Annotated in this window: 18 protein-coding genes; 15 read left to right on the top strand and 3 right to left on the bottom strand. The window is 50.7% G+C overall.

The genetic code is table 11. The annotated features are described in order from the left end of the window. The first annotated feature begins 11 nt into the window (after nt 1-11). Nucleotides 12-515, top strand: a complete 504-nt coding sequence (locus ACO05Z_RS02830) for an FxsA family protein (RefSeq protein ID WP_421900295.1) — start codon at nt 12-14, stop codon at nt 513-515. 86 nt (nt 516-601) lie between these two features. Here the strand turns inward: ACO05Z_RS02830 and ACO05Z_RS02825 are convergent, their stop codons facing one another. Beyond that, entirely contained in the window at nt 602-1,327 is a 726-nt protein-coding gene (locus ACO05Z_RS02825; protein ID WP_421900293.1) for a septal ring lytic transglycosylase RlpA family protein, read from the bottom strand. Nucleotides 1,328-1,395: 68 nt separating this feature from the next. Beyond that, complete coding sequence (locus ACO05Z_RS02820; protein WP_421900291.1) at nt 1,396-1,704, bottom strand: hypothetical protein; 309 nt, start codon at nt 1,702-1,704, stop codon at nt 1,396-1,398. A gap of 39 nt (nt 1,705-1,743) precedes the next feature. Between ACO05Z_RS02820 and rlmD the strand changes: the two genes are divergently transcribed. The 4 genes from rlmD to ACO05Z_RS02800 all read left to right on the top strand — a co-directional run bounded on the left by rlmD (nt 1,744) and on the right by ACO05Z_RS02800 (nt 8,970). Then, entirely contained in the window at nt 1,744-3,141 is a 1,398-nt protein-coding gene (gene rlmD / locus ACO05Z_RS02815; RefSeq protein WP_421900289.1) for a 23S rRNA (uracil(1939)-C(5))-methyltransferase RlmD, read from the top strand. Nucleotides 3,142-3,158: 17 nt separating this feature from the next. Continuing rightward, nucleotides 3,159-7,079 carry a class I adenylate cyclase gene (locus tag ACO05Z_RS02810; RefSeq protein WP_421900287.1) on the top strand — a complete coding sequence of 1,307 codons (3,921 nt, stop codon included), beginning with the start codon at nt 3,159-3,161 and terminating at the stop codon, nt 7,077-7,079. A 57-nt stretch (nt 7,080-7,136) separates the two neighbouring features. Then, nucleotides 7,137-8,381, top strand: coding sequence for an HD domain-containing protein (locus ACO05Z_RS02805; protein ID WP_421900285.1), 1,245 nt, complete (start codon nt 7,137-7,139; stop codon nt 8,379-8,381). Nucleotides 8,382-8,484: 103 nt separating this feature from the next. After that, a complete protein-coding gene (locus ACO05Z_RS02800) occupies nt 8,485-8,970 on the top strand; it encodes a CBS domain-containing protein (protein ID WP_421900283.1) in 486 nt (161 codons plus the stop codon). A gap of 72 nt (nt 8,971-9,042) precedes the next feature. Here the strand turns inward: ACO05Z_RS02800 and ACO05Z_RS02795 are convergent, their stop codons facing one another. Further along, complete coding sequence (locus tag ACO05Z_RS02795) at nt 9,043-10,056, bottom strand: HD-GYP domain-containing protein (RefSeq protein WP_421900281.1); 1,014 nt, start codon at nt 10,054-10,056, stop codon at nt 9,043-9,045. 435 nt (nt 10,057-10,491) lie between these two features. Here ACO05Z_RS02795 and mraZ point away from each other — a divergent pair, with 435 nt between their 5' ends. The 10 genes from mraZ (at nt 10,492) to murG (ending at nt 21,771) form a co-directional block, all read left to right on the top strand. Beyond that, a complete protein-coding gene (gene mraZ, locus ACO05Z_RS02790) occupies nt 10,492-10,941 on the top strand; it encodes a division/cell wall cluster transcriptional repressor MraZ (protein WP_420250659.1) in 450 nt (149 codons plus the stop codon). Between the two features lie 145 nt (nt 10,942-11,086). After that, nucleotides 11,087-12,061, top strand: a complete 975-nt coding sequence (rsmH, locus tag ACO05Z_RS02785) for a 16S rRNA (cytosine(1402)-N(4))-methyltransferase RsmH (protein WP_421900279.1) — start codon at nt 11,087-11,089, stop codon at nt 12,059-12,061. 5 nt (nt 12,062-12,066) lie between these two features. Further along, a complete protein-coding gene (locus ACO05Z_RS02780; RefSeq protein WP_421900277.1) occupies nt 12,067-12,354 on the top strand; it encodes a hypothetical protein in 288 nt (95 codons plus the stop codon). 23 nt (nt 12,355-12,377) lie between these two features. After that, entirely contained in the window at nt 12,378-14,324 is a 1,947-nt protein-coding gene (locus ACO05Z_RS02775; RefSeq protein WP_421900275.1) for a penicillin-binding transpeptidase domain-containing protein, read from the top strand. Between the two features lie 15 nt (nt 14,325-14,339). Beyond that, nucleotides 14,340-15,800, top strand: coding sequence for a UDP-N-acetylmuramoyl-L-alanyl-D-glutamate--2,6-diaminopimelate ligase (locus ACO05Z_RS02770; RefSeq protein ID WP_421900273.1), 1,461 nt, complete (start codon nt 14,340-14,342; stop codon nt 15,798-15,800). Next, complete coding sequence (locus ACO05Z_RS02765) at nt 15,797-17,188, top strand: UDP-N-acetylmuramoyl-tripeptide--D-alanyl-D-alanine ligase (RefSeq protein ID WP_421900271.1); 1,392 nt, start codon at nt 15,797-15,799, stop codon at nt 17,186-17,188. Before ACO05Z_RS02770 ends, ACO05Z_RS02765 begins: the two co-directional genes overlap by 4 nt. Continuing rightward, a complete protein-coding gene (mraY, locus tag ACO05Z_RS02760) occupies nt 17,185-18,264 on the top strand; it encodes a phospho-N-acetylmuramoyl-pentapeptide-transferase (protein ID WP_421900269.1) in 1,080 nt (359 codons plus the stop codon). The genes ACO05Z_RS02765 and mraY overlap by 4 nt, the downstream gene beginning before the upstream one ends. Nucleotides 18,265-18,272: 8 nt before the next feature. Beyond that, on the top strand, nt 18,273-19,577 hold the full coding sequence (gene murD / locus ACO05Z_RS02755; protein WP_421900267.1) for a UDP-N-acetylmuramoyl-L-alanine--D-glutamate ligase: 1,305 nt from the start codon (nt 18,273-18,275) through the stop codon (nt 19,575-19,577). Then, on the top strand, nt 19,574-20,689 hold the full coding sequence (ftsW, locus tag ACO05Z_RS02750; protein WP_421900265.1) for a putative lipid II flippase FtsW: 1,116 nt from the start codon (nt 19,574-19,576) through the stop codon (nt 20,687-20,689). Before murD ends, ftsW begins: the two co-directional genes overlap by 4 nt. After that, nucleotides 20,689-21,771 (top strand): undecaprenyldiphospho-muramoylpentapeptide beta-N-acetylglucosaminyltransferase, encoded by a 1,083-nt coding sequence (gene murG, locus ACO05Z_RS02745; RefSeq protein WP_421900263.1) that lies wholly within the window; start codon nt 20,689-20,691, stop codon nt 21,769-21,771. The genes ftsW and murG overlap by 1 nt, the downstream gene beginning before the upstream one ends. Nucleotides 21,772-21,786 lie beyond the last annotated feature (15 nt).

The raw sequence follows: 21,786 nt of genomic DNA, 5'->3' as shown, positions 1-21,786 counted from the left end.
CGGGAGACTAAATGTTCGCTAAGATTTTTCTGGGTTTTGTCCTCATACCCTTGATCGATCTCTACATTCTGGTTCAGATCGGCTCAGAAATCGGGACCCTCAATGCCATTGCCCTTTGTCTGTTGACCGCCTTTGTGGGTGCGGCACTTGCCAAATCACAAGGCGTGGCCACCATGCAGAAGGTTCAGGAAAACCTCAACAGAGGAATTATGCCTGCCGAGGATATCCTTGATGCAGTCCTCATATTCCTCGCCGGACTGGTCCTGCTGACCCCGGGATTCATGACTGACATATTCGGTCTGCTCATCCTATTCCCGGTCACCAGAGGCTATTTCAAACGGATGCTGCGAGCCCAGTTTGAAAACATGAAAAACAACCCCAACATCCACGTGGTGCACCACAACTCAGAATTCACCGCATGGACCAATCAGGATCAGCCCAAGCGACGCATTGATGACCACGACGTCATTGATGTTGAAGTAGAAGACAAGAAGGATGACAAGCCGTTGCAGTAAAAGAACGGCCTAAAATATATTCCACAAAAAAGTCCCGCAACACTCCACCTGTTGCGGGACTTTTCATTTCAAATTTACGCTGATCCCTAATCCTGAATCACATCAGCCAGAATAAATGTTCCCGGAAACCCCTTACCCATGGAACTGTGGGCTTTGCGGGCATTAGCTAAGGTTTTGTACATGCCCAGCTGGACCTTGAAAATCTGGGCGCTGTCGGTGACCACGCGGACGGTACGGGTATTGTGGAAACCAGCCTTGTTCAGCCTTTCAATGAGCCGATCAGCATTGGCCTTAACCTTGTAAGCGCCAGCCTGAATGTAGAATGCGCCGTAAAGTTTCTTATAAACAGGGGCAGAAGTCGTAGCTACAACGGGCTGCGGTTCAGGTTCCGGACGGTAAGGCTCAATGAGCACCTTGGCCTTTCCTGCATCAATAAAGCCGAGCTTTTGGGCCGCAGCGCGGGAGAGATCGATAATACGGTCAGGCACAAAAGGACCGCGGTCATTGATGATCACGGCAACTTTCTTTTTGTTGCTGAGGTTGGTGACACTAACTTTCACGCCCAGCGGCAGGTAGTTGTGGGCAGCAGTCATTTTTTCCATATCGTATGGTTCACCACTGGCGGTAAGCTTGCCCTGAAACTTCTCCCCGTACCACGAAGCCATGCCTTCCTCTTTATAATCAGCAGGAATCACAATTGTTCCGGACACAGAAGAATCATCTTCCGTCCTGTTTTGAGTTTCATCCTGCGCAAAAGAAGGAACCGCAACCATCAGCAGCAAAAGCTGCACCAAGAAAAAACATCTGATCATTTATCTCTCCTGCCGAATTTAGTACAATGCATGTTACCTTTATGCAGATTTCGGGTCGGTGGCAAGCTTTACAGTTTTTTCATTTCACGACGGTGTTTTTCCTCGTTGTACTCACCCAATTCGTACATGCGGATTTTATTGCTCCGCGGGAACTCCCTTTTGAACAGGGTCTTCAAAAGCTTTTTCATACCCTTTAATGCGGATTGATGCTTGATTGTTTCATAACCGTCTTCGTAAATAATGTACTCCTGCTCCCGGACGTGCAAAATTAAAAGGGAACGGTTGCGTTTATAGGTGCGCAGGTCTATGCAATGCCCCACGGGAAGTTTTTTAAGCTTCCGCAAAACCGATTCAAGTGCTGTTGCTTTATCAATCATGGACCGAAGCGTACAGCGGCCAAAGGAGAACTGTCAAACATGAGTAATGATAACAAGCCCATCCGTAAGGGCGATATAATTGAAACCAAGATCGAATCACTGGCCTTCGGAGGCAAAGGCATTGGCCGCTATGAAGGGCTGACCCTTTTTGTGGAAAATGTTGTGCCGGGACAGACTGTTCGCTGCGAGATAACCAAGTCCAAAAAAAGGTTCGCTGAAGCACGCCGCACTGAAATCATCAACCATGTTGAAGAAGAACAGGCTCCGGCCTGTGAATATTTCGATTCCTGCGGGGGCTGCCTGCATCAGGATATTAAATATTCCGCCCAGACTTTCTGGAAAGGACGGCAGGTCTGTGAAACTTTAGAACGCATCGGCAAGATCGAGCCGGAGACTCCGGGAATGGGTGAAGAAGCCCTTCCTTCTCCCAAAGAATACGGCTACCGCAACAAGATGGAATTTTCCTTCCACGGCATCGGGGATTCCCTGAAACTGGGCTTCAAACGCCGAGGTTCAGAAACAGATGTACTAAATATTCCCAGCTGTCCGTTGCTGCCTGAACAATGTGCTGACATTCCGGCACTGGTCCGCGACTATTGTGCCCGCACCAATATAGGTGCCTACCGTCACAACCGTGGCGGTTACTGGCGTAAGCTGGTTATCCGCTTCTCGCACCACAGCGGGGAGATGATGATCCACCTGCTTACCGGACCTGCCAAATCCCATCACACCATCAAGGGACTGGGCAAACTACTTTTTGAAAGCATCCCGCAGCTGAAAAGCTTCGTACACTCCACCCGCAAAGGACGCGCCGACCTTGCTACCGGGGAACGACTTATCTCCGTGACCGGGCAGGAACATATCACCGAAACCCTGACCCGCGCAGATGGCAGCGAAGTCAGCTACCGCATCACTCCCAATGCCTTTTTCCAGACGAACTCTAAAGGAGCCGAAGTTCTCTACCGAAAAAGTGCAGAACTGGCAGCACCAAAAAACAATGACGTGGTCTGGGACCTTTTTTGCGGTTCCGGAGGCATCGGGATGTTCATGGCCAAGGATGTAGGCCAAATGATCGGCATTGAAGTTTCCGAGGAATCGGTCCAGTCGGCAAAGGATAATGCCGAACTCAACGGGCTGGAGAACACACAATACATCGTGGGCAACCTGGCTTCCGAAAAAGGACTGCCCGAAGACCTGCCCCACCCGGACATGGTTATTGTGGACCCGCCCCGTTCCGGTGTGCCTGATCCTTCATTGCAAAAGCTGATCGAGCTAGGACCGGAGAAAATTCTATACATTTCCTGTAATCCCTCCACACTGGCCCGTGATGCGGCTAAGATGGAAGGCATTTACAAGCTGGAGCGTTTTGCAGCAGTTGATATGTTCCCCCATACAGCCCATGTTGAATCCATCGCATTGTTGACGAAAACTGGGTAAACAGGTCAGGATATTTTATGGCTGAGACAGAAACACATGACACCCTGCTCGGGGAACTGCGCAGGCTGAATCTCTACCCCCCTGAAGAGCGTCAGCTTGCGGATTTGCGGTTCAAAATCGAGGGAAAGTTCAGCAGGGCGCAGACTCCACCGGACGCAATTGAGTCTGCAAAATACGCCATGCTGCTCTACGGTCTCGGCCGGAAAGCCATTGAGCTGGAAGCGGAACAAAGCGGAAAGCTCTCATATGGCCCGGATCCTGAAGATACTACCGAAGATATATGTCTCGACTACCTTGCCCAAATGGGACCGTGCGGCAGGAGCCTCGCCGCCTCTCTCCTCTGTAACCGATTACTGCCTTTTTCCCGGGTCAAAAGCTGGTTTGCAAGACAACACGACAGCACCGCCATTTCCGTGGCGGACCGCATGTTAGTGGTGCATGATGACAACGTGCCTGAAAGAATCAGGTTTGCTGAATCCATCCTTGAACGGGCCGAAGAACTGGACCTGTTTAACAGTATCAATTTCTTTGAGAAGAACGGAACCCGCAAAGGGCAGCTGACATTCAAATCCCTGTCACGATTCATATCCGGAAACTATGGGAAAGAATGCCGCAGGCAACTGCGTGAGCCGGAAAGCCTTGAAGAAATCACCCTCTGTGCCGAAAGCATGCCTCCCTATCCGGACGGAGAAATGGTTACGGACATTTCATTCCACCTGAAAACCATGGACCCCATCATCATGGAGAAGGTGCTCCGTGCAGTGGAAAGGCTGGCCGATGAAATTGATGACGAGCTGTTAAAAGAAATCATCCCCCTGGCACAATCCCCTTCCCTGCCGTTAGCTAAGGCAGCCATGGATATTCTGACCAAATTCGGGGGCAGCCGTAGGGGAAGAATTTTTGCCCAGATTTTCAATGAAGCACCAAAATTTCGGGCAGAACTGATCAACAGGGTTCCGCTGCTCAATAGTGAAAACTTCGCCCGTTTCATGAACGAAATCTCCGCAGGCTACCATACTCCTGTACTGGCGGTGCTTTTTTCAACAATCAGTGAAGAAGACCCGCAATGCTTTGGAAGCCTTTTGAGCAATGTTCTCAAAATCTCCCGCAGCAAAAAGAAAAACAGCCTCAAGCCGGTGCTGGCCAGTATAATGGACACCGACAGTCTCAGCGAACCAGTGCGGCCTGAGATGCCCGAGGGGAAGAATGTCCCCGGTGTTGATTTCATCAAACAAGGCGGTCCCATTGTACTGAACATTGAAAACAAAGAGCAGGAACAAACTGGATTTAAACGTATTTTCGGTAAGCCAATGACCCAGTCCGACGGCATGCCCGACATCTATACCGACGGACAGATAACCAACCAACGGCTGCACAAGCTAAACAAATGGAAAAGCCTCTCCCGAGGGTTGACCATTCAGAACTCAACATTTGCCGCCTGTGAATTCAAAGAATCATTTCTGGAAGAATGCATCTTTAAGAACTGCACCTTTGAAGGCTGCACTTTCAGCAATACTGTTTTTCTGGAATCGGAATTCAAGGATTGCAAATTCAACGGCTGTTCCCTTGATGAAGCAACATTTTATGACTGTGAATTAGAAAAATGTTCTTTTGAAACTTCGCACTTTGACTCCGCAGTGACCTTCCTGAGTAATTTCAAAAATTGCAATTTCAGCGCTGTAGCGACACCGGGCGCTTATTTCTGCCGGACAAGGTTCAACGGGGCTATGTTTCAAGCCTGCGACCTGCGCGAAGCTTTCTTTTACAAGGCCATGGTCAAAGGCTGCGACTTCACATTCTCTAACTTTGAAAGAACCTTATTCAAAGATTCAAGCGTTGTCTGTTCATCGCTCAGGCAGTGTAATACCGGGCTATGCCGGGCAAGCAACGTAAAGTCCGAAGCACCGGAACTGCTCAAAGCCATGCAGCATACATTTGCCGCAAAACTTAGCAACAGGGAAAGACATAAAAAAAGATCTACCGGATTCGGAGAGATCAATGAATATGGGCGGGGAGTACTGCATAAGGTCATCAAACGCTGGTTCGCGCTGAAAGATATCGACCACTGCCATGCCTGCTTTGCAGAGAATAACAGCAGAAGACTGGACTGGGCAGAATCCAAACTGGACAGCAGGAGTAAAAAGCTCCTGAAAATTATGCCAGCCCTGCTGCATACAAATGTTTTTGAGATTAAGTCGGGAATGGATCATCAGAGCATGGGGTCAAGGCTTTGTAACTACGAACTTTCCCCCCAATCCATTGATCTGCTGGAAGAATTCTTCCCGGACATAAAATATGATATCGGCGCACAATCATCCGTACCCATCGAAGCTTTCATGTCCATCGGCAGTACCGGGACAATTGCCCAGACAACAGACTCCGACCTTGATTGCTGGGTCTGCTGCAATTTTGCAGGTAAACCTGTTGAAAGCAGAGAAAAACTAGGAGTAAAACTGCAGGCCATTGAAAGATGGGCCATGACTGAATTCGCTCTTGAAGTTCATTTTTTCATCATGGATACCCGCGAAATCCGCGACAACCTTTTCGGACTCAGTGACGAAGAAAGTTCCGGATCAGCGCAGAGCGCCATACTTAAAGAAGAATTTTACCGCACAGCACTGCTGCTGGCAGGCAAACCTCCCCTTTGGTGGTTCACCCCGCCCGAAGCCGGGGAAAAAGCATATGGTGACAGCAGAAAAAAAGTCTCCCTGCTCAAGGGCAAAGACTTTTGCGTGGACCTCGGCAATATCCCAAATATTCCGGTGGAAGAATTCTTCGGGGCCTCTCTCTGGCAGATTGTTAAGGGGATCAAAAGTCCTTTTAAATCCATCATGAAATTCGGCCTGCTGGAATTATACACCTCAGACAGCAAATATTCCCTGCTCTGCGAAAAACTGAAAAAGAATATTATCAGCGGGAAACGAAGAATCAGACGGGTTGACCCCTACATGCGACTCTATGAGGACCTAGCAGACTTTTACCGCACCCGTGAACACGATGAATATATCTGGCTCACTGCCATGGCCCTACGCCTCAAGTGCGGACTGGTCAGCGAAAAAGAAATTCAGTCCACACCAAGCAGAGCCGAAGAGATAGAATTAATTGAATTCACCATGAACCTGTCCGGGGAAGAAACCGGAGCTTTTGAGGACTTCAAGGATCTCTCTGACTTCAGTTCCGTAGCCAAACTCGGCAAACGCATCAACCAGTTCATGGTTAACACCTACATGAAGGTTCGCGGCGAGCAGGACAAATTCCCCGGAGTTTCTATCACACCGGAAGACCTTACCCGCTTAGGCAGGGTGATTTTTTCAGCCTTTGCCAAACGCACGGATAAAATCCTGCGTTTATCCCTGCCCGGTCCCAGAACCCATTTTTTCAATTCCATCAATATCTCCCGCACCGAAAAAGGGAATGTATGGAATATCCACGGTGAATATCCTGATGAATCCGGGGCCAGAAATATCCTGACCCGCATAGAATCAGGCCCCGACCTCAACTGTATGCTGGTTTGGCTAGTCCTGAACGGATTGTATGATCAAACCATGCAGGTCAAAACGGATATCAGCTCCGGCCCGCTGCGGGAACGCGAAATCAAAAAACTATTCAGCGACCTGATGCAATTTTTCCCGCCCAAAAAAACTTTCAATGTACCCATTGAGGAAACCCTCAATGCGGAACGTCTGACAAAAGGCTTCTTTATCGTTAACCTGTGCGTTCCCCCGGAAAGTAAAAAAGTGCAGGAAGTGCATTTGGTCTACTGCACCAACTGGGGCGAAGTATTTTGCAAACCGCTCAAAGTTAATATGAAGCTGGTTGAAACCCCTGAACAATACCTCAAAGAGGAATTGGGATCTCTGTGTGACGGGGAAATTCAACTTAGCCAGTTTGTTCCGCAGAACGCTGAATGCCCGTACCTCAAAATTCCGGTGGTCTAGGGCTTCAGAACGATAATCACCCCACCGGATAAAATTACAGACAAAGGAAAAGCTCCAATGCCAATAATTCGCAAAAGCCTGCTCCAGCTGATTTTTTCCGGTTCGTTCATGAAAAGGTGGAATGATAAACTCCGCCCCATGGAAATGGTGGAAGTTGATAAGCAGGCCCATAAAATGATCGCCGCTTGGATTCTCTTTGTCCTCAACGGAGACAAATTAGAAGCGCGGGAAAAACTCAGGCTGGGCAATGAAATAGTGGAAGGAGGCATCTTTGAATACCTCTTCCGTATGGTCATTACCGACATCAAACCCCCGGTCTTTTACCGGATCAAGGAAAACCCGGAACACTACCGCAAGCTCTCCAAGTGGGTCCTCAAACAACTCAGGCCCCGCCTCATGCCCTTGGGTAAGGATTTCTGGGAAAGGCTGACCGACTACCACCTCAATCCGGATGACAATTCCCTTTCCCGTCAGATTCTTGATGCCTCACATATGTACGCCAGCTATTCCGAGTTCAAACTGCTAAAGCATCTCAACCAGATGGATGATGAGCTGGTTGGAATCGAGCAAAGCTTTATCGACCGCTTGAAAAGCTATTCCGGCCTCGATGGAGTAAACGAACTGCTCCATTCCGAAACAACCGCACTGGGCAGGTTTGCCGACCTCTGTGGAAGGTTGCGCTTCCAGACCCGCTGGTCCCAAACCCCTCGTATCCCGGAAACATCTGTACTCGGTCATGTTTTCATCGTGGCCACATTTGCATGGTTCTTCAGCCTTGAAAAAGGAGCCTGTCCGGCCAGACGCCAGAACAATTTCTTTACCGGGCTCTTCCACGACATCCCGGAACTGCTGACCCGCGACATCATTTCTCCGGTCAAACAATCAGATCCCACAATCGGAGAACTGATCAGGGAATACGAAGATCAGGAGATGGAAAGACGGATCATGTCCCCGCTCAAGGAAAACGGATATGACCGCATAGCAGATCGTTTAGGCTATTTCCTCGGAGTAGATACAGGATCGGAATTCGATGCTGCTGCATTGGTAGGCGGACTCCCCAAAAAGATAAGCACTGAAGAGCTGGATGCCCGCTACAATGACGATTCCTACGATCCCAAGGACGGAGAACTGCTTAAGCTCTGCGACCATCTGGCAGCTTTCATGGAAGCATACAATGCCCTGCAAAACGGGATAACCTCCCCCCACCTTCATCAGGCATACTGGCGCATCAGCCAGAGCTATATGGAAAATCCGGTGGTTGCCGGGATCCACGTTGGTCCTTTGCTGGCTGACTTTGAGTAATCCTCTTTTGCATGAAACGCGGAAATATGGTTTAACTATGGTGAATGACTGCAAGATGCTTATGTTCAACCGCTAACCACTGCATATTCAAAAGGAGAAATCAATGCTGCTGAGAAAAAGAGCATGGGATATAATGAATGAAGAATTTTCCACAATTGAGGACTCTGCAAGCCTTGCCGAGGCAGTGCGTTCTCTCCGGGACAGCATGAAAGAATCACCGGACAATCATATTGTGGTGGTAAAGAAAAAAAACGGCTCGCTGCGCGGAGTCGTATCCATATGGACCTTGCTCAAGGCAGTTGAAGATCTGGTACTCAAAGATGAAGACCTGACCTTGACAGAAGAAGCGGATTGGGACCGGGCATTCAAACGCGCAGGCACAGCCTGCTGCTCCGCATCCCTTGATGATCATATTGAAGAAGACGTGGTCATCCTCAAGCCCACTGATCCCATGTTGGTGGTACTGGAAATTTTCCGAAAAAAGAAAAGGACATGGGCGCTGGTGCAGGAAGGAGGAAACATCATCGGCGTGGTATTGCTCAGCGAAGTCTACCGCGAAGTCACCCGCGATCTGGTCCAGCAGTTTTAAATAATAATTTCATAAAAAACGACCCTGTCTCCATCATGGAAACAGGGCCGTTAACTTTTCTAAGAACCAAATTTACTTCTTCAATGTCATGGCCCAGGCCTGAATATTCTTGGTTACTTCCGGGTCGTAAGCTTTGTCCTGAGAGATCACTGCCGCAGCCTTCTGAGGATCAATAGCCTCAGCAAAAGGACGCTTGGTGATCATGGCACAGTAGGAATCTACAGCAGCAATGATACGACCCAACTGACTAATCTCACGTCCGGATTTCTTCTGGGGATAACCCTTACCGGTCATTCTCTCATGGTGCTCAATTACGCAAGCCTCAATTTCCTTATACTTAAGATCAAGCTTGGTAAGCATTTCATAACCGAGCATGGGATGCTTATCCACTTTCTGACGTTCGTCAGTGGTCAGCGGCTTGGGCTTTTCCCGGATAAACAGGGGAATCTTACTCATGCCCAGATCATGTAAAAAAAATCCGGCAGTAAGCCTGTCAAAATGAGTGCGGCTGATATCACCACTGGCAAAATTTTTGCCCTTCATACGAATAAAAATTGCGAGTGCAAGAACACCACTGTTTACACTATGCTGAGCAAGGGTATGTTCCTTGTGCAACCTTTTCGCCAGTGCTTTGATGCGATACGGATCATTCCAGAGATATTCGGTGAGAACCATCAAATCGGCCCAGAGCTTATCGGTAACCGCCGCTACAGGCTGATCCAGAAACTCACTCATCCGCATGGTTAATGCTTCAATAAAAATATCCGCAATCTCACTTTCCTTGAGGTTGCGGTCAATAAGCACCAGATCCAGCTGATAGGCAATGTGCTTTACATATACAGGATGGTCCTTGCGGGAAACAAAGATAAAACCTTCTTTTACCAGTCCGGCCAACTGCTCAATCTGCTCTTTGCTCAACCGTCCGCCAACTTTATAATAAGGTGCGATGCGGCCCACATCTTCCATGAACATAAATATGTCCAAAGGCGGCCTGAATTTATTGAAGCTCTGAAGAATATCGGGGCTGATCTGGTAATATTCCTCGTTTAAGCCCTCGGGAACATCCATTCTACCTTTTGCATTCATATTTGAACCTTGTCCTCATCACTTATAAACAGCTGAAACAATTAAATTTAGAAGCTTGCGGCCAGAACAATATGCAAGATTCCCACTCCAGACTCAGCCCAACCGGACTCAAGATATAAAAAATGGTCTAAATCTTCGTTTTCAACTGCCCTATAGCACTCATATCCGTGTTCGTGAAGTCTGTGTCCGACATGTTCCAATTTTTATCTATTATTTTTAAAAAAAATATAAACTTTTTTTCACCATTTCTTAATTCTTTCTAAGGTCCGTATATATAAGCTTTTAGAACTAGTAAAATCGGCTTCAAGCATTGAAAACAGCCTGTTTTCGACCCTTTTATTTTAGAAGGGGGTCTTGACTTTTTCGCCATTTTCACACACAGGTGGTGAGACGGGGGGAATTGGTGGTAAATCTGTGTGATTGAGTGGTAGAAAAATGAAGTTCAGAGGTCATGCACATAGAAGCATGGATGCCAAAGGCAGACTGATGCTTACGCCGGAGTACCGGGATCAGGTATATTCTGATTCCCCGGAAGGCTGCGTGACCTTGACTATTTTCGAAGGAAACATAGTCGGCTTCACACCACCGGACTGGGCGGTACTGGAAGAAAAACTCACAAGTATCAAGAGTCCCAGCCGGAAGCTCAGAAATTTCATCCGAATAATCATTTCAGGTTCCGAAGAAGTAAGCCTTGATAAACAAGGCCGAATCACCATCCCTTCCTATTTGCGAAAAAGCGGCAAGCTGGACAAGGACGTGGTCCTTGCCGGAGTCGGCGACAGATTTGAAATCTGGGATAAGCGGGAATACGAAGCCCTGCTTGAACAGGATTTTGATGATGTCTCTGATGAACTGGCTGAATGCGGAGTTGAACTCCCGTTCTAGCCTGTTTTTTGCTGTTTCGCTCCCACTATCGTTTTTATTTATTGATATTGATTTTTAAACTTGATTTTCAAAACCGCCATTGTTTTGCCCCGGCTCCCCCCAGAGTTAAGGCCCAAGCCGTGTAACGTTTTTGGATCAGGAAATTATGGAAAGCAAGAAATTAATACCTGAAAAGGTCCACACTTCCGTTCTGCTGAATGAGGTCATTGAATGGCTGGCTCCCAAACCCGGTGGCCACTACCTTGACGGCACCCTCGGCATGGCCGGACATTCCAGCGCAATTTTAAAAACCGCTGGAGAAGGTGCAGAACTGGCCGGATTGGACCGCGATGAGCAGGCTCTTGAACTGGCTGGCGAACGTTTAGCCCCCTTCGGTGACCGTGCGCACAGATTCCATCTTGCTTTCAGTAAGTTTGAAGCGGCTCTCGATGAACTGGGCTGGGATACTGTTGACGGCGTTGTACTCGACCTCGGCGTATCCTCCCTGCATCTGGACCACGCTGAGCGCGGGTTCAGCTTCATCAAGGACGGGCCGCTGGATATGCGCATGGACCCGGCAGGCGGAATGCCTCCGGCTTCTTCCATTGTTAATAAAGGTTCATATTCCGACCTGAACAGAATTCTGAAACTGTACGGCGAAGAACCTCTGGCCTCCAAGATCACCAAAGCGATCATTGCGGCCCGGGAAGAAGAGAAAATTACCACCACCCTGCAGCTGGCCTCCATTGTGGAAAAAGCATACCCGGCCAAACGCAGGGCGCTGTCCCGGACCCATCCGGCCACAAAAACTTTTCAGGGCTTGCGCATTGCCGTGAACTCCGAATTGGAAGAGTTGCAGACTTTTCTGAACCGGATTCCGGAAAGACTCAGCCCCGGCGCAAGGGTCGCGATTATATCCTTCCATTCACTGGAAGACCGTATCGTGAAAAAGACCTTCAAAACCCAGTCGCAAAGCTGTGACTGTCCGCCCATGCAGCCCATGTGCACCTGCGGGAAGGTCAGGCTGATGAACGTGCTGACCAGAAAACCGGTCCTTCCCACTGAGGAGGAAATGAAGGTCAACACCCGCAGCCGCAGCGCAAAACTCCGCGTAGCCGAAAGGACCGGAGAAGACGGGTAACAGCCATGAGTGATTCCAAGGGAATAGCCATGGCCCTGGCCCTGACCATGGGATCAGCGCTCATATTAGGGCTGGTTTCGGTCTGGCTGAACATCGAGCGAGTCGACAGGGCTTACGACCTGAGGCGCATGGAGAAAAGGCTCGATGAACAGGAAGCGCTGGCTGCAAAGCTGGAAGTAGAAAGAAACAATCTGCTCTCTCCCATAAGATTAAGAGAGTTGGCAAAAAAATACGGTTTCGGACCGGCCTCGCAAGGGCAGATAAGAAGACCCGCGAACAAGGCGAAACCATAGTAGAAAACAGGGAGCCCTAAACAATGGCTAAAAGGAAAAAAGAAAGCCTGAAGGCGAGCAGAACCAAGCTGCTCTTCGTCATGGTCCTTTTCGCCCTTGTCTGGACAGGTCTCTTGGGCAGGGCGGCATGGCTGCAGCTGTTCAAGGGGGCTGATCTGTCACGCATGGTCTCCCGCCAACACCTTGCTGCGGAACTGGAACGCGGAGAGCGCGGTTCCATTTACGACCGCAACGGAAACCTGCTGGCAACCAGTGTGGAAGCTTCATCCGTGTACATCCGCCCGGTTAAAGTCAAGGACGTAGACGGCACAGCTTACAAGCTTTCAAAGATTCTCGGCATCTCACAGGCGAAGCTGAGAAAGAAATTGTCCCGCAAGTCGAACTTCATCTGGATCAAGCGGCAGATAAATGACCGCATTGCCCGGAAGATCGAACAGGCCAAACTTCCCGGCGTATACCTGACCACGGAATACGTCAGACTCTATCCCAACAACTACCTGGCAGGACAGCTGCTCGGTTTTTCCGGGATTGACGGCAACGGACTTGAAGGACTTGAAAAGAAATTTAACGACCGCCTTGCAGGACGCAAGGCACAGTTCGTTGTGCAGCGCGATGCTTCCGGACGCAGGCTCTATCTTGATGCCATGGGTCGCGAGATGGATGTGCGCGGCAAGGACATCCACCTGACCATTGATTCGCACCTGCAGTCAGTCACTGAAAATGCACTGGCTGAGTCGGTGAAGAAATACAACGGCAAGTGGGGCGCCGCCATAGTTGTTGAAGTTGCATCAGGCGATATTTTGGCTATTGCCAACTGCCCGCGCTTCAACCCCAATATTTTCCGCACCAGTTCCCCCAATATATGGAGAAACCGTGCGGCTCTTGACGTTGGCGAACCGGGATCAACTTTTAAGCCATTCCTCATGGCTGCGGCCCTTGAGCACAAGGTTGTAACCCCGGAAAAGCTCTTTGACTGTGAAAACGGACGCTGGAAAATCAACGGTAAGTATATCAAGGACACCCACAAAGAAGGGTGGCTCCCGGTACACAAGATTATGCGATACTCCAGCAACATCGGCTGCGCCAAAATTGGTTTGGAACTTGGGGTGCAAAATTACCACAAGTTCATCACAGACCTTGGATTTGGCCATAAGACCGGTCTACCCATTCCCGGAGACCGTAAAGGGATTATCCGTCCTGCCGCTAAATGGAATGAAATTGACTTGGCTGCCGGATCATTTGGACAGGGAATCGGGGTTACCACCGTACAGATGGCAAAAGCCTTTCTGACTCTGGCCAATAAAGGTGTTGAAAAACCGCTTCGACTGGTGCAATACCCTCGCTCCGAACAGGACGAAGCTCCCAAGCGCATCTTCAATGCTGATGTGGCTGAAAAAGTGCTCGCCATGATGCGCGAAGTTGTGCAGGACGACGGAACCGGACGCAAGGCCCGCATCAGTGGAACCACAGTGGCCGGGAAAACCGGAACGGCCCAGAAAGCGCACAGCAAAGGTGGCTACGGTAAAGAATACATTGCCTCTTTCGTGGCACTGGTTCCGGGCTACAACCCGGATTATATCGTCTACATGATGGTGGATGACCCCAAGCCGAATCATTACGGCAGCACCGTTGTAGCACCTGCTGTAAAAAAAATCATGACTCAGACACTTGCCTATTACGGCAAGCTGCCTGAACTCCGTAAGCCCACCCCGGTCATGGCCGCAGGGCAGACATTTACAGCAATGCCCAAAAAAGCATTGCGGGCCACCCCGGTAAAAGTAACTGCATCCGGGGATACGGTCCCTGACTTGAAAGGAGTGCCCATTCGCAGGGCAATTGAAATATTGGTCCAGAAAGGATTTGTCCCCAAACTCAAAGGTCAGGGGATGACTGTAACCAAACAACTGCCTGCCGCCGGAGCCAAATGGCCTGAGGACAAAAAGGCTGAAATGGTACTCTGGGTTTCTTAGTTAAAGGAAATTTTTATGTCGGAAACAGTACTTAATAAAGCAAAATGGGACGCACTCCTCGCCAAGGTAAGCGCGGGACTGATGGTCCAGACAGATTCACGGGAAGTCCGCGAAGGAGATGTATTTGTCGCCATTTCCGGGCCGTTGCGTGACGGTGCTGATTTCGTACCTCAGGCGCTGGAAAACGGTGCCGCCTACATCGTCTGCGAAAAAGAAATAGAAACCGGTTCCGCTGAACTGATCACCCACCCCTCCCCCCGTGAAGCTCTGGGCGAACTGGCAATGACTTATTTCAAAACTGCAGACAGCAAGATCAAGCTGGTGGGCATAACCGGAACCAACGGCAAAACCACCACCACATATCTGATCGAACAGTTGCTTTCCTCTGCCGGAATGAAAGTGGGCGTGCTCGGAACAGTCAGCTACCGCTGGCCGGGATATGAGCAGGAAGCACCGCTGACCACTCCCGGTTGCTGGCAGCTGCATGAAATGCTGGCCAAGATGACTGAGGCTGGAGTTGAAGTGGCGGTTATGGAAGTTTCCTCCCATGCTTTGCACCAGAACCGTGTTTGCGGCCTGAGCTTTGATGCTGCGGTCATCACCAACGTCACTCAGGACCACCTCGATTACCACGGGGACATGGAAGAATACTTCAAGGCCAAATGCATGCTCTTCCAGCATTACCCCAGCGCACTCAAACGAGGCATCATCAATTTTGATGATCCTTTCGGCAGACGTCTGCTGGAATGCTACTCCCCGGCCATCGGTTATGGCATGGACGCATCCTACGCCACAGGCTGCAAATCCCTGTGCGGTGAAATGATCTCCTGTACCGGAGACGGCATGAGCCTCAAGATGACCTGCGACGGCGAGCAATGGGAAATTGAAACCGACCTTATCGGTAAGTTCAACGGTTCCAACTTGCTGGCAGCACAGGCTATAGGTCTGCACATGGGCCTGACAGCCGAGCAGATGGATGTCTTCAAAGAATTTGACGGTGTTCCCGGCAGACTTGAACGGGTCCGCAATGATCAAAGACTCAATATTTTCGTGGACTATGCCCACACCCCGGATGCGCTGGATAACGTCCTGCGCACCCTGAAAGACCTTGATTTCAGCAAGGTCATAACTGTGTTCGGCTGCGGCGGCGACCGCGACCGAGCCAAGCGTCCGCTCATGGCTGAAGCAGCCTGCCGCTATTCCGATGTGGCAGTGCTGACCTCGGACAACCCGCGCACCGAAGATCCCATGCAAATCATCGATGATGCGCGCAAAGGACTCAAAGGCTGTGACCACGTCATCGAAGAAGTTGACCGCGCCGAAGCGATTCGCAAAGCAGTTGCGGAAATGACCAAGGATGACGTGCTGCTCATCGCGGGCAAGGGCCACGAAACATACCAGATTATAGGTACGGAAAAGCGGGACTTCAGCGACAGTGAAGAAGTCTCAAAGGCAATTAAGGAGATTTACGGTTGAAGCTGACCTTATGTGAACTTGAAGAACAGCTCATGGGGAGCAGCGATCTACCCTCTGCGGCAGACATCGAAATCGCAGCCGTGCGCATTGACAGCAGGCTGGTTAAAAAAGGCGATGTCTTCTTCTGCATTGAAGGGGAAAATTTCGACGGCCACAACTTTGCCGAACAGGCTCTTGAAGCCGGGGCGGTTGCGGTTGTTGTTTCCCAGTTCATGCCTGAGCTTGAGGGCAAACCGGCCATCATGGTCAGAGATACCGTACAAGCCTTAGGCCGCGTTGCCGCATACTGGCGTATGAAATCCAATGCCCGCATGATCGCCGTAACCGGTTCCGCCGGAAAGACCACAGTCAAGGAAATGCTGGCTCATGTACTTTCCGGTTCCGGCTCCGTGCATAAAAATTTCATGAACCTGAACAACCAGCTCGGGTTGCCCCTCTCCATGCTTGAAGCAACGGGCGAGGAAACATACTGGGTTATGGAACTGGGCATCAGCCTGCCCCACGATATGGGCGAACTGGGTCCCATTGCCCAGCCTGACATGGCAATCGTACACAACATCGGCCCTGCGCACCTTGAAGGACTTGGATCGCTGGAAAACGTTGCTGTTCAGAAGTCATCACTTTTTAAATACATCCGTCCTGAGGGCAAAGCCCTGTGCTGCAAGGATCACGAATTGCTCTGGAACGCAACCAATGAAATCTGCGCCCCCGTCCCGTTTTCCTCACAGGACGAAAACGCGGAATATTACAGCACACTGCTGCACACTCTGCCAGACGGTTCCGGAAGATTCCTGATCAAGGCCGGAGATGAAACAGAGGAAGTAGTTCTGCCTACCTGCGGTTCCCATTTTGCGGAAAACGCAGCAGCAGTGACCTGCGCCGCCCACCAGCTGGGCATGGAGTTGACTGAGATTGCGGAAAGGCTGGCAACAGTTGAGCTGCCCAAGCAGCGGTTCCATTGTCACACCCACGGCAAATGGACGCTTATCGATGACTCCTACAATGCCAACCCGCTGTCCATGAACCGGGCCATTGACACCGCCAAACGCATTGCCGATGACAGACCGCTGGTACTGGTTCTCGGCGATATGCTGGAGCTTGGCGAAGAAGCCGGATGTGCCCATTGCGACCTCGGCAGCAAGATTGCCGAAACCAAGCCGGATGCAACTTTCTATCACGGAATGCACTATGCAGAGGTGGCAAGCAATACAAATGGCTCCACCCTTGTTCCGGTGAACAAACCAGCTGAATTTTTGAATGGAATACATGAACTGGGTCTCAGTGATGCGGTGGTCCTCTTTAAAGGGTCGAGGTCCTGCCACATGGAAGATTACTTCTACGCACTGAGCAACGACATCAACGGGGAGAACGGAGGAGACAAAGCATGATCTATCATTTTCTAGTTCCCCTGAGTGCGCAAATCGGAGCATTGAATGTATTCCGTTACATCACTTTCCGCTCAATCTACGCCCTGCTGACCGCACTGGTAATCACCATTGTGCTCGGACCCATGATGATGCGCTGGCTGCAGAAGATCAAATGCGGCCAGTACATTCAGGACGAAGTTGGTGAACTGCACAAATGCAAGGCCGGAACCCCGACCATGGGTGGTCTGCTGCTCGGTTTCGGCGTACTGGTTTCCACCCTGCTCTGGGCTGACCTGACCAACATCTATGTTTGGCTGACCATGCTGGTCTTTGCCGGATTCGGGCTTGTCGGTTTTGTGGACGACTATACAAAGATTCGTGGCAAACAGAACAAGGGCATCTCACCGAAAGCCAAGCTTTTCGGGCAGTTGTTGGTGGCCGGAACTGCCGTAGCCTTGCTGATTATGCAGCCTGCATATTCCACTGAGCTGGCTGTTCCGTTCTTCAAGAATTTCACCCCGGACCTCGGCTGGCTTTACCTGCCCTTTGCCCTGCTGGTCATGATCGGGGCATCCAACGGGGTAAACCTTACAGACGGGCTGGACGGACTGGCAATCGGGCCTTCCATCACCAGCGCCACCTGTTACGCATTTTTCATCTACATTGCCGGACATATAGGCATGGCTAACTACCTCAACGTTCCGCACGTTCCGGGCGTTGGTGAGGTTACGGTTTTCTGCGGTGCACTGGTCGGCGCAGGACTCGGCTTCCTCTGGTACAACGCCTACCCGGCCCAGATATTTATGGGCGATGTAGGTTCCTTGAGCATCGGCGGCGTACTCGGTTTCATCGCCGTACTCTGTAAACAGGAGCTGCTGCTGATCATCGTCGGCGGGGTCTTCGTATTCGAGACCATCTCAGTAATCATGCAGGTCAGTTATTTCAAGGTCAGCGGCGGTAAGCGAATTTTCCGCATGGCACCGCTGCACCACCATTTTGAACACAAGGGAGTCCCGGAATCCAAGATTGTAATCAGGTTCTGGATCATCTCTATTTTAATGGCCCTTATGGCCTTAAGTACCTTGAAGATCAGGTAAAGGATGTTATGGACAGCGCATTTGTAGAACAGGTCACCTCGACCCGCATGTTCACCGGAAGGCTGGCAGTTGTCGCCGGAGCCGGAAGATCAGGCCTTGCCGCTGCAAAACTGCTGCACAAGCTCAAGGCCACCGTGCGCATTGTGGACAGCAATGAAGACCTGACCGAAGACATCCTTGAAGGTCTCGGCCCGGACGCCCAGCTCATGACCGGACCGTTCTGCGAAGAACAGTTCGCCGGAGCTGATGTGATTGTCGCCAGCCCTGGAATTCCGGCACGCAATATAGCTCCGTTTATCGGTAACCTTCCGGAACGAGCCATCATTTCCGAATTGGAACTGGCCTCCTGGTTCGCCAATGAACCCAAGATCGCCATCACCGGAACCAACGGCAAGACAACAACCACTGCGTTGATCAAGCACATTCTGGAAGAATCCGGCAGAACCGCATTTGCCGGAGCCAACTACGGAACTCCCCTTTCAGAATTCATTTACGAAGACGGAAAAGCTGATGTTCTGGTCCTTGAAGTATCCAGCTTCCAGCTCCAAAACTGCCGCCTTTTCCGTCCGCAGGCAGCCATCCTGCTTAACATCTCGCCCAACCACCTTAACTACCATGAGGATATGGACGAGTACCTGCAGGCCAAACTGAAAATTTTCGAACGCCAGAGCGAAGAAGAACTGGCTATTCTGCCAGCAGACATGAAGGACGAACTTAACCCGGCCAGCTTCACCAAAGCCGAGGTCAAATGGTTTGACGGCTCGACTTTTGAAGAACAGCCCAACCTTCCCGGCAGACACAACTGCCTGAACATGGAAGCGGCTTGGCTGGCGCTGGAAAAAATCGGGCTTACCCGCGAAGAATTTGAAGCCGGACTGAAGACTTTTGTCGGCAAACCGCACCGTATTCAGGATATCGGTTCAGTGAACGGTGTCCGCTTCATCAACGATTCCAAAGGCACCAACCTTGATGCGGTCCGCGCGGCCCTGAACAGCTTTGACGGCCCGGTCCGTCTGCTGCTGGGCGGTGTTTTCAAAGGTGGCGACGTCAAGGAAATTATCCCGGCCATGCGCGGCAAGGTTGCCGAAGTAGGGCTTTTCGGTGCAGGACGCGAACACTTCGAACCTGCGCTTAAGGATGAATTTAAAATTTCATGGCACGAAAACCTTGAAAAGACTGTCCGTGCCCTTTTTGCAAACTCAAAGGCAGGAGACACCATCCTGCTTTCCCCGGCAACTGCAAGCTTTGACGCTTACACCGGGTACCCTGCCAGAGGCGATGATTTTAAAAGGATCATGGAGGAGCTGTCTTGAATAAGAAAAAGAACCTCTCCGGCAAACCTGAGCGCTTAGATTACTGGCTGCTGGCAGCGGCATTACTGCTGGCCTGCTTCGGACTGATGATGGTCCTTTCTGCCAGTGGAATCATGGCCGAGCGTTTCTTTGACGACAAATACCTCTTCTTCAAGAAGCAGGCGGTATTTCTCGTGGCTGGAACCTGCATGATGTACATCTGCTCCCGTCTGCCCAAAGGCTTTTTCTACAACATGGTCTATGTCTGGCTCATGGCCGCATTTGTGCTCCTGCTGCTCTGTGATTTTTCACCGCTATCAGTGGCTGCGGGTGGAGCAAAACGCTGGATTGCCTTGGGGCCGCTACGTATTCAGCCGCTGGAATTCTGCAAACCGGCGCTGGTGCTCTATCTGGCTTACTTCTTCTCCCGCAAGCAGGAACTGATCAAAACTTTCAGCGTGGGATTTTTACCGCCTTTCGCTATTACCGGAGCGCTCTGCCTGCTGCTTATGATGCAGCCGGACTTTGGCGGCTCGGTATTTTTGTGCATGATCCTCTTCTTCATGAGTCTCGTTGGCGGAACCCGAATCAGCTACCTCCTGACTTCGCTGATATTTGCTGCGGGGGCCGGATACATGCTCATCACCAGTTCCCCGTACAGGCTCAAACGCATGACCGCCTTTATTGACCCCTTCAAGTCCGCGCACGAGGAAGGCTACCAGCTGGTGCAGTCTCTGTACGCTTTCGGGTCAGGTAATGTTTTCGGTCAGGGGCTTGGCGCTGGTAAACAAAAACTTTTCTTCCTCCCCGAAGCACACAACGACTTCATTATGGCTGTTGTGGGTGAGGAACTAGGCTTTATCGGTGTACTGGCCGTTTTTGCCGTGATCGGCTTCCTTGTCTGGCGTGGATTCAAGATTGCGCTGGCACAGGAAGACCTGCAGGATCGTTTCACCGCTTATGGACTGACCATCATGCTGGCTTTAGGCTTCTGCCTGAACCTCGCAGTGGTTATGGGAACAGTACCACCCAAGGGCGTACCCATGCCTTTTGTCAGCTACGGCGGATCGAGCTTGATGGTCTCCTGTATCTGCACAGGCATTCTCCTCAATCTTTCAAGGGGGAAAGTCTGATGAAACGCATTGTCCTGACCACCGGCGGCACCGGGGGACACGTCTTCCCCGCACTGGCTGTTGCCCATGAGATCAAAACCCGCTTCCCTGAATGCGAGATTCTCTTTCTCGGCGGCAAGGGGCCGGAACAGGAAATGGTCGAACGGGCGGAAATCCCTTTCAAGGGACTCCCTGCAAAAGGTGTTTTGGGCGGTGGTATCAAGAAAGTTATCAGTTCGCTCTGGATTGTTTCCGCGTTGATTATGAGCCTGAAGGAAATAGCATCCTTCAAGCCTGATGCGGTAATCGGATTCGGCGGATACGCCGGATTCTGCCCGGTACTGGCAGCATGGCTGCTCGGTATCCCCACAGCAATTCACGAGCAGAACAGTGTTCCCGGAGTGACTAACCGCATTTTGGGCAAAGTAGTAAAAAGAGTTTTTGCCTCCTTTGAGGATAGGAACGGATCATTCCCCGCAGCAAAGACAGTCGTGGTGGGTAATCCGGTCCGTAAAGAGATAATCGACTCCGGCAAATGTGCGGACGAAAAAGCGGTTCTGGTCTTCGGCGGAAGTCAGGGGGCGGCTGCCATCAATGATGCCGTCATCAATGGACTTGCCAAGCTCAAAGAAGCAGGCATCAGCCTGCGCCACCAAACCGGTAAAACCGACTTTGAAAAAGTCCGCAAGGCATATGAATTGAACGATATGGACAGCAAAGCAGTCTCCCCGTTCATTCATAATATGGGCGAAGCATATGCCGAAGCTTCCCTCATTGTATGCAGAGCCGGGGCATCCACTGTTTTCGAAGTAGCGGCAGCGGGTAAGCCAGCTATATTCATCCCGTTTCCGCACGCCACCCACGACCATCAGACCGGGAATGCCCGTGCTCTGGCTGATCTGGGTGCAGCAGAGCTTATTCCGCAAGCGGAACTTGGCGGAAGCAGGCTGGCAGATGAAATTATTAAACTGATTGCGGATCAGGACAGGCTGAAAGGCATGGGAAGCAAAGCTCTTTCATTTGCCCGGACTGATGCGGCCTCCGTTATCGCGGAAGGCGTTGGAGATATTATTAGAATGAAAACAGTGAGAGGTGCAGCATGATCGCAGCAGAAGGAC

The sequence above is a fragment of the Maridesulfovibrio sp. genome (genome assembly GCF_965230075.1).
Taxonomy (GTDB): Bacteria; Desulfobacterota; Desulfovibrionia; order Desulfovibrionales; family Desulfovibrionaceae; genus Maridesulfovibrio.
This window is presented reverse-complemented; position numbering and strand designations above follow the sequence as displayed.

Excerpts from the sequence above, each read along its gene's own strand:
- murD (WP_421900267.1), top strand. The coding sequence starts at position 18,273 with ATGGACAGCGCATTTGTAGAACAGGTCACCTCGACCCGCATGTTCACC.
- ACO05Z_RS02830 (WP_421900295.1), top strand. The coding sequence starts at position 12 with ATGTTCGCTAAGATTTTTCTGGGTTTTGTCCTCATACCCTTGATCGAT.
- rsmH (WP_421900279.1), top strand. The coding sequence starts at position 11,087 with ATGGAAAGCAAGAAATTAATACCTGAAAAGGTCCACACTTCCGTTCTG.
- rlmD (WP_421900289.1), top strand. The coding sequence starts at position 1,744 with ATGAGTAATGATAACAAGCCCATCCGTAAGGGCGATATAATTGAAACC.
- ACO05Z_RS02770 (WP_421900273.1), top strand. The coding sequence starts at position 14,340 with ATGTCGGAAACAGTACTTAATAAAGCAAAATGGGACGCACTCCTCGCC.
- ACO05Z_RS02780 (WP_421900277.1), top strand. The coding sequence starts at position 12,067 with ATGAGTGATTCCAAGGGAATAGCCATGGCCCTGGCCCTGACCATGGGA.
- mraY (WP_421900269.1), top strand. The coding sequence starts at position 17,185 with ATGATCTATCATTTTCTAGTTCCCCTGAGTGCGCAAATCGGAGCATTG.
- ACO05Z_RS02800 (WP_421900283.1), top strand. The coding sequence starts at position 8,485 with ATGCTGCTGAGAAAAAGAGCATGGGATATAATGAATGAAGAATTTTCC.
- ACO05Z_RS02795 (WP_421900281.1), bottom strand. The coding sequence starts at position 10,056 with ATGAATGCAAAAGGTAGAATGGATGTTCCCGAGGGCTTAAACGAGGAA.
- ACO05Z_RS02810 (WP_421900287.1), top strand. The coding sequence starts at position 3,159 with ATGGCTGAGACAGAAACACATGACACCCTGCTCGGGGAACTGCGCAGG.
- ACO05Z_RS02775 (WP_421900275.1), top strand. The coding sequence starts at position 12,378 with ATGGCTAAAAGGAAAAAAGAAAGCCTGAAGGCGAGCAGAACCAAGCTG.
- mraZ (WP_420250659.1), top strand. The coding sequence starts at position 10,492 with ATGAAGTTCAGAGGTCATGCACATAGAAGCATGGATGCCAAAGGCAGA.
- ACO05Z_RS02805 (WP_421900285.1), top strand. The coding sequence starts at position 7,137 with ATGCCAATAATTCGCAAAAGCCTGCTCCAGCTGATTTTTTCCGGTTCG.
- ACO05Z_RS02825 (WP_421900293.1), bottom strand. The coding sequence starts at position 1,327 with ATGATCAGATGTTTTTTCTTGGTGCAGCTTTTGCTGCTGATGGTTGCG.
- murG (WP_421900263.1), top strand. The coding sequence starts at position 20,689 with ATGAAACGCATTGTCCTGACCACCGGCGGCACCGGGGGACACGTCTTC.
- ACO05Z_RS02820 (WP_421900291.1), bottom strand. The coding sequence starts at position 1,704 with ATGATTGATAAAGCAACAGCACTTGAATCGGTTTTGCGGAAGCTTAAA.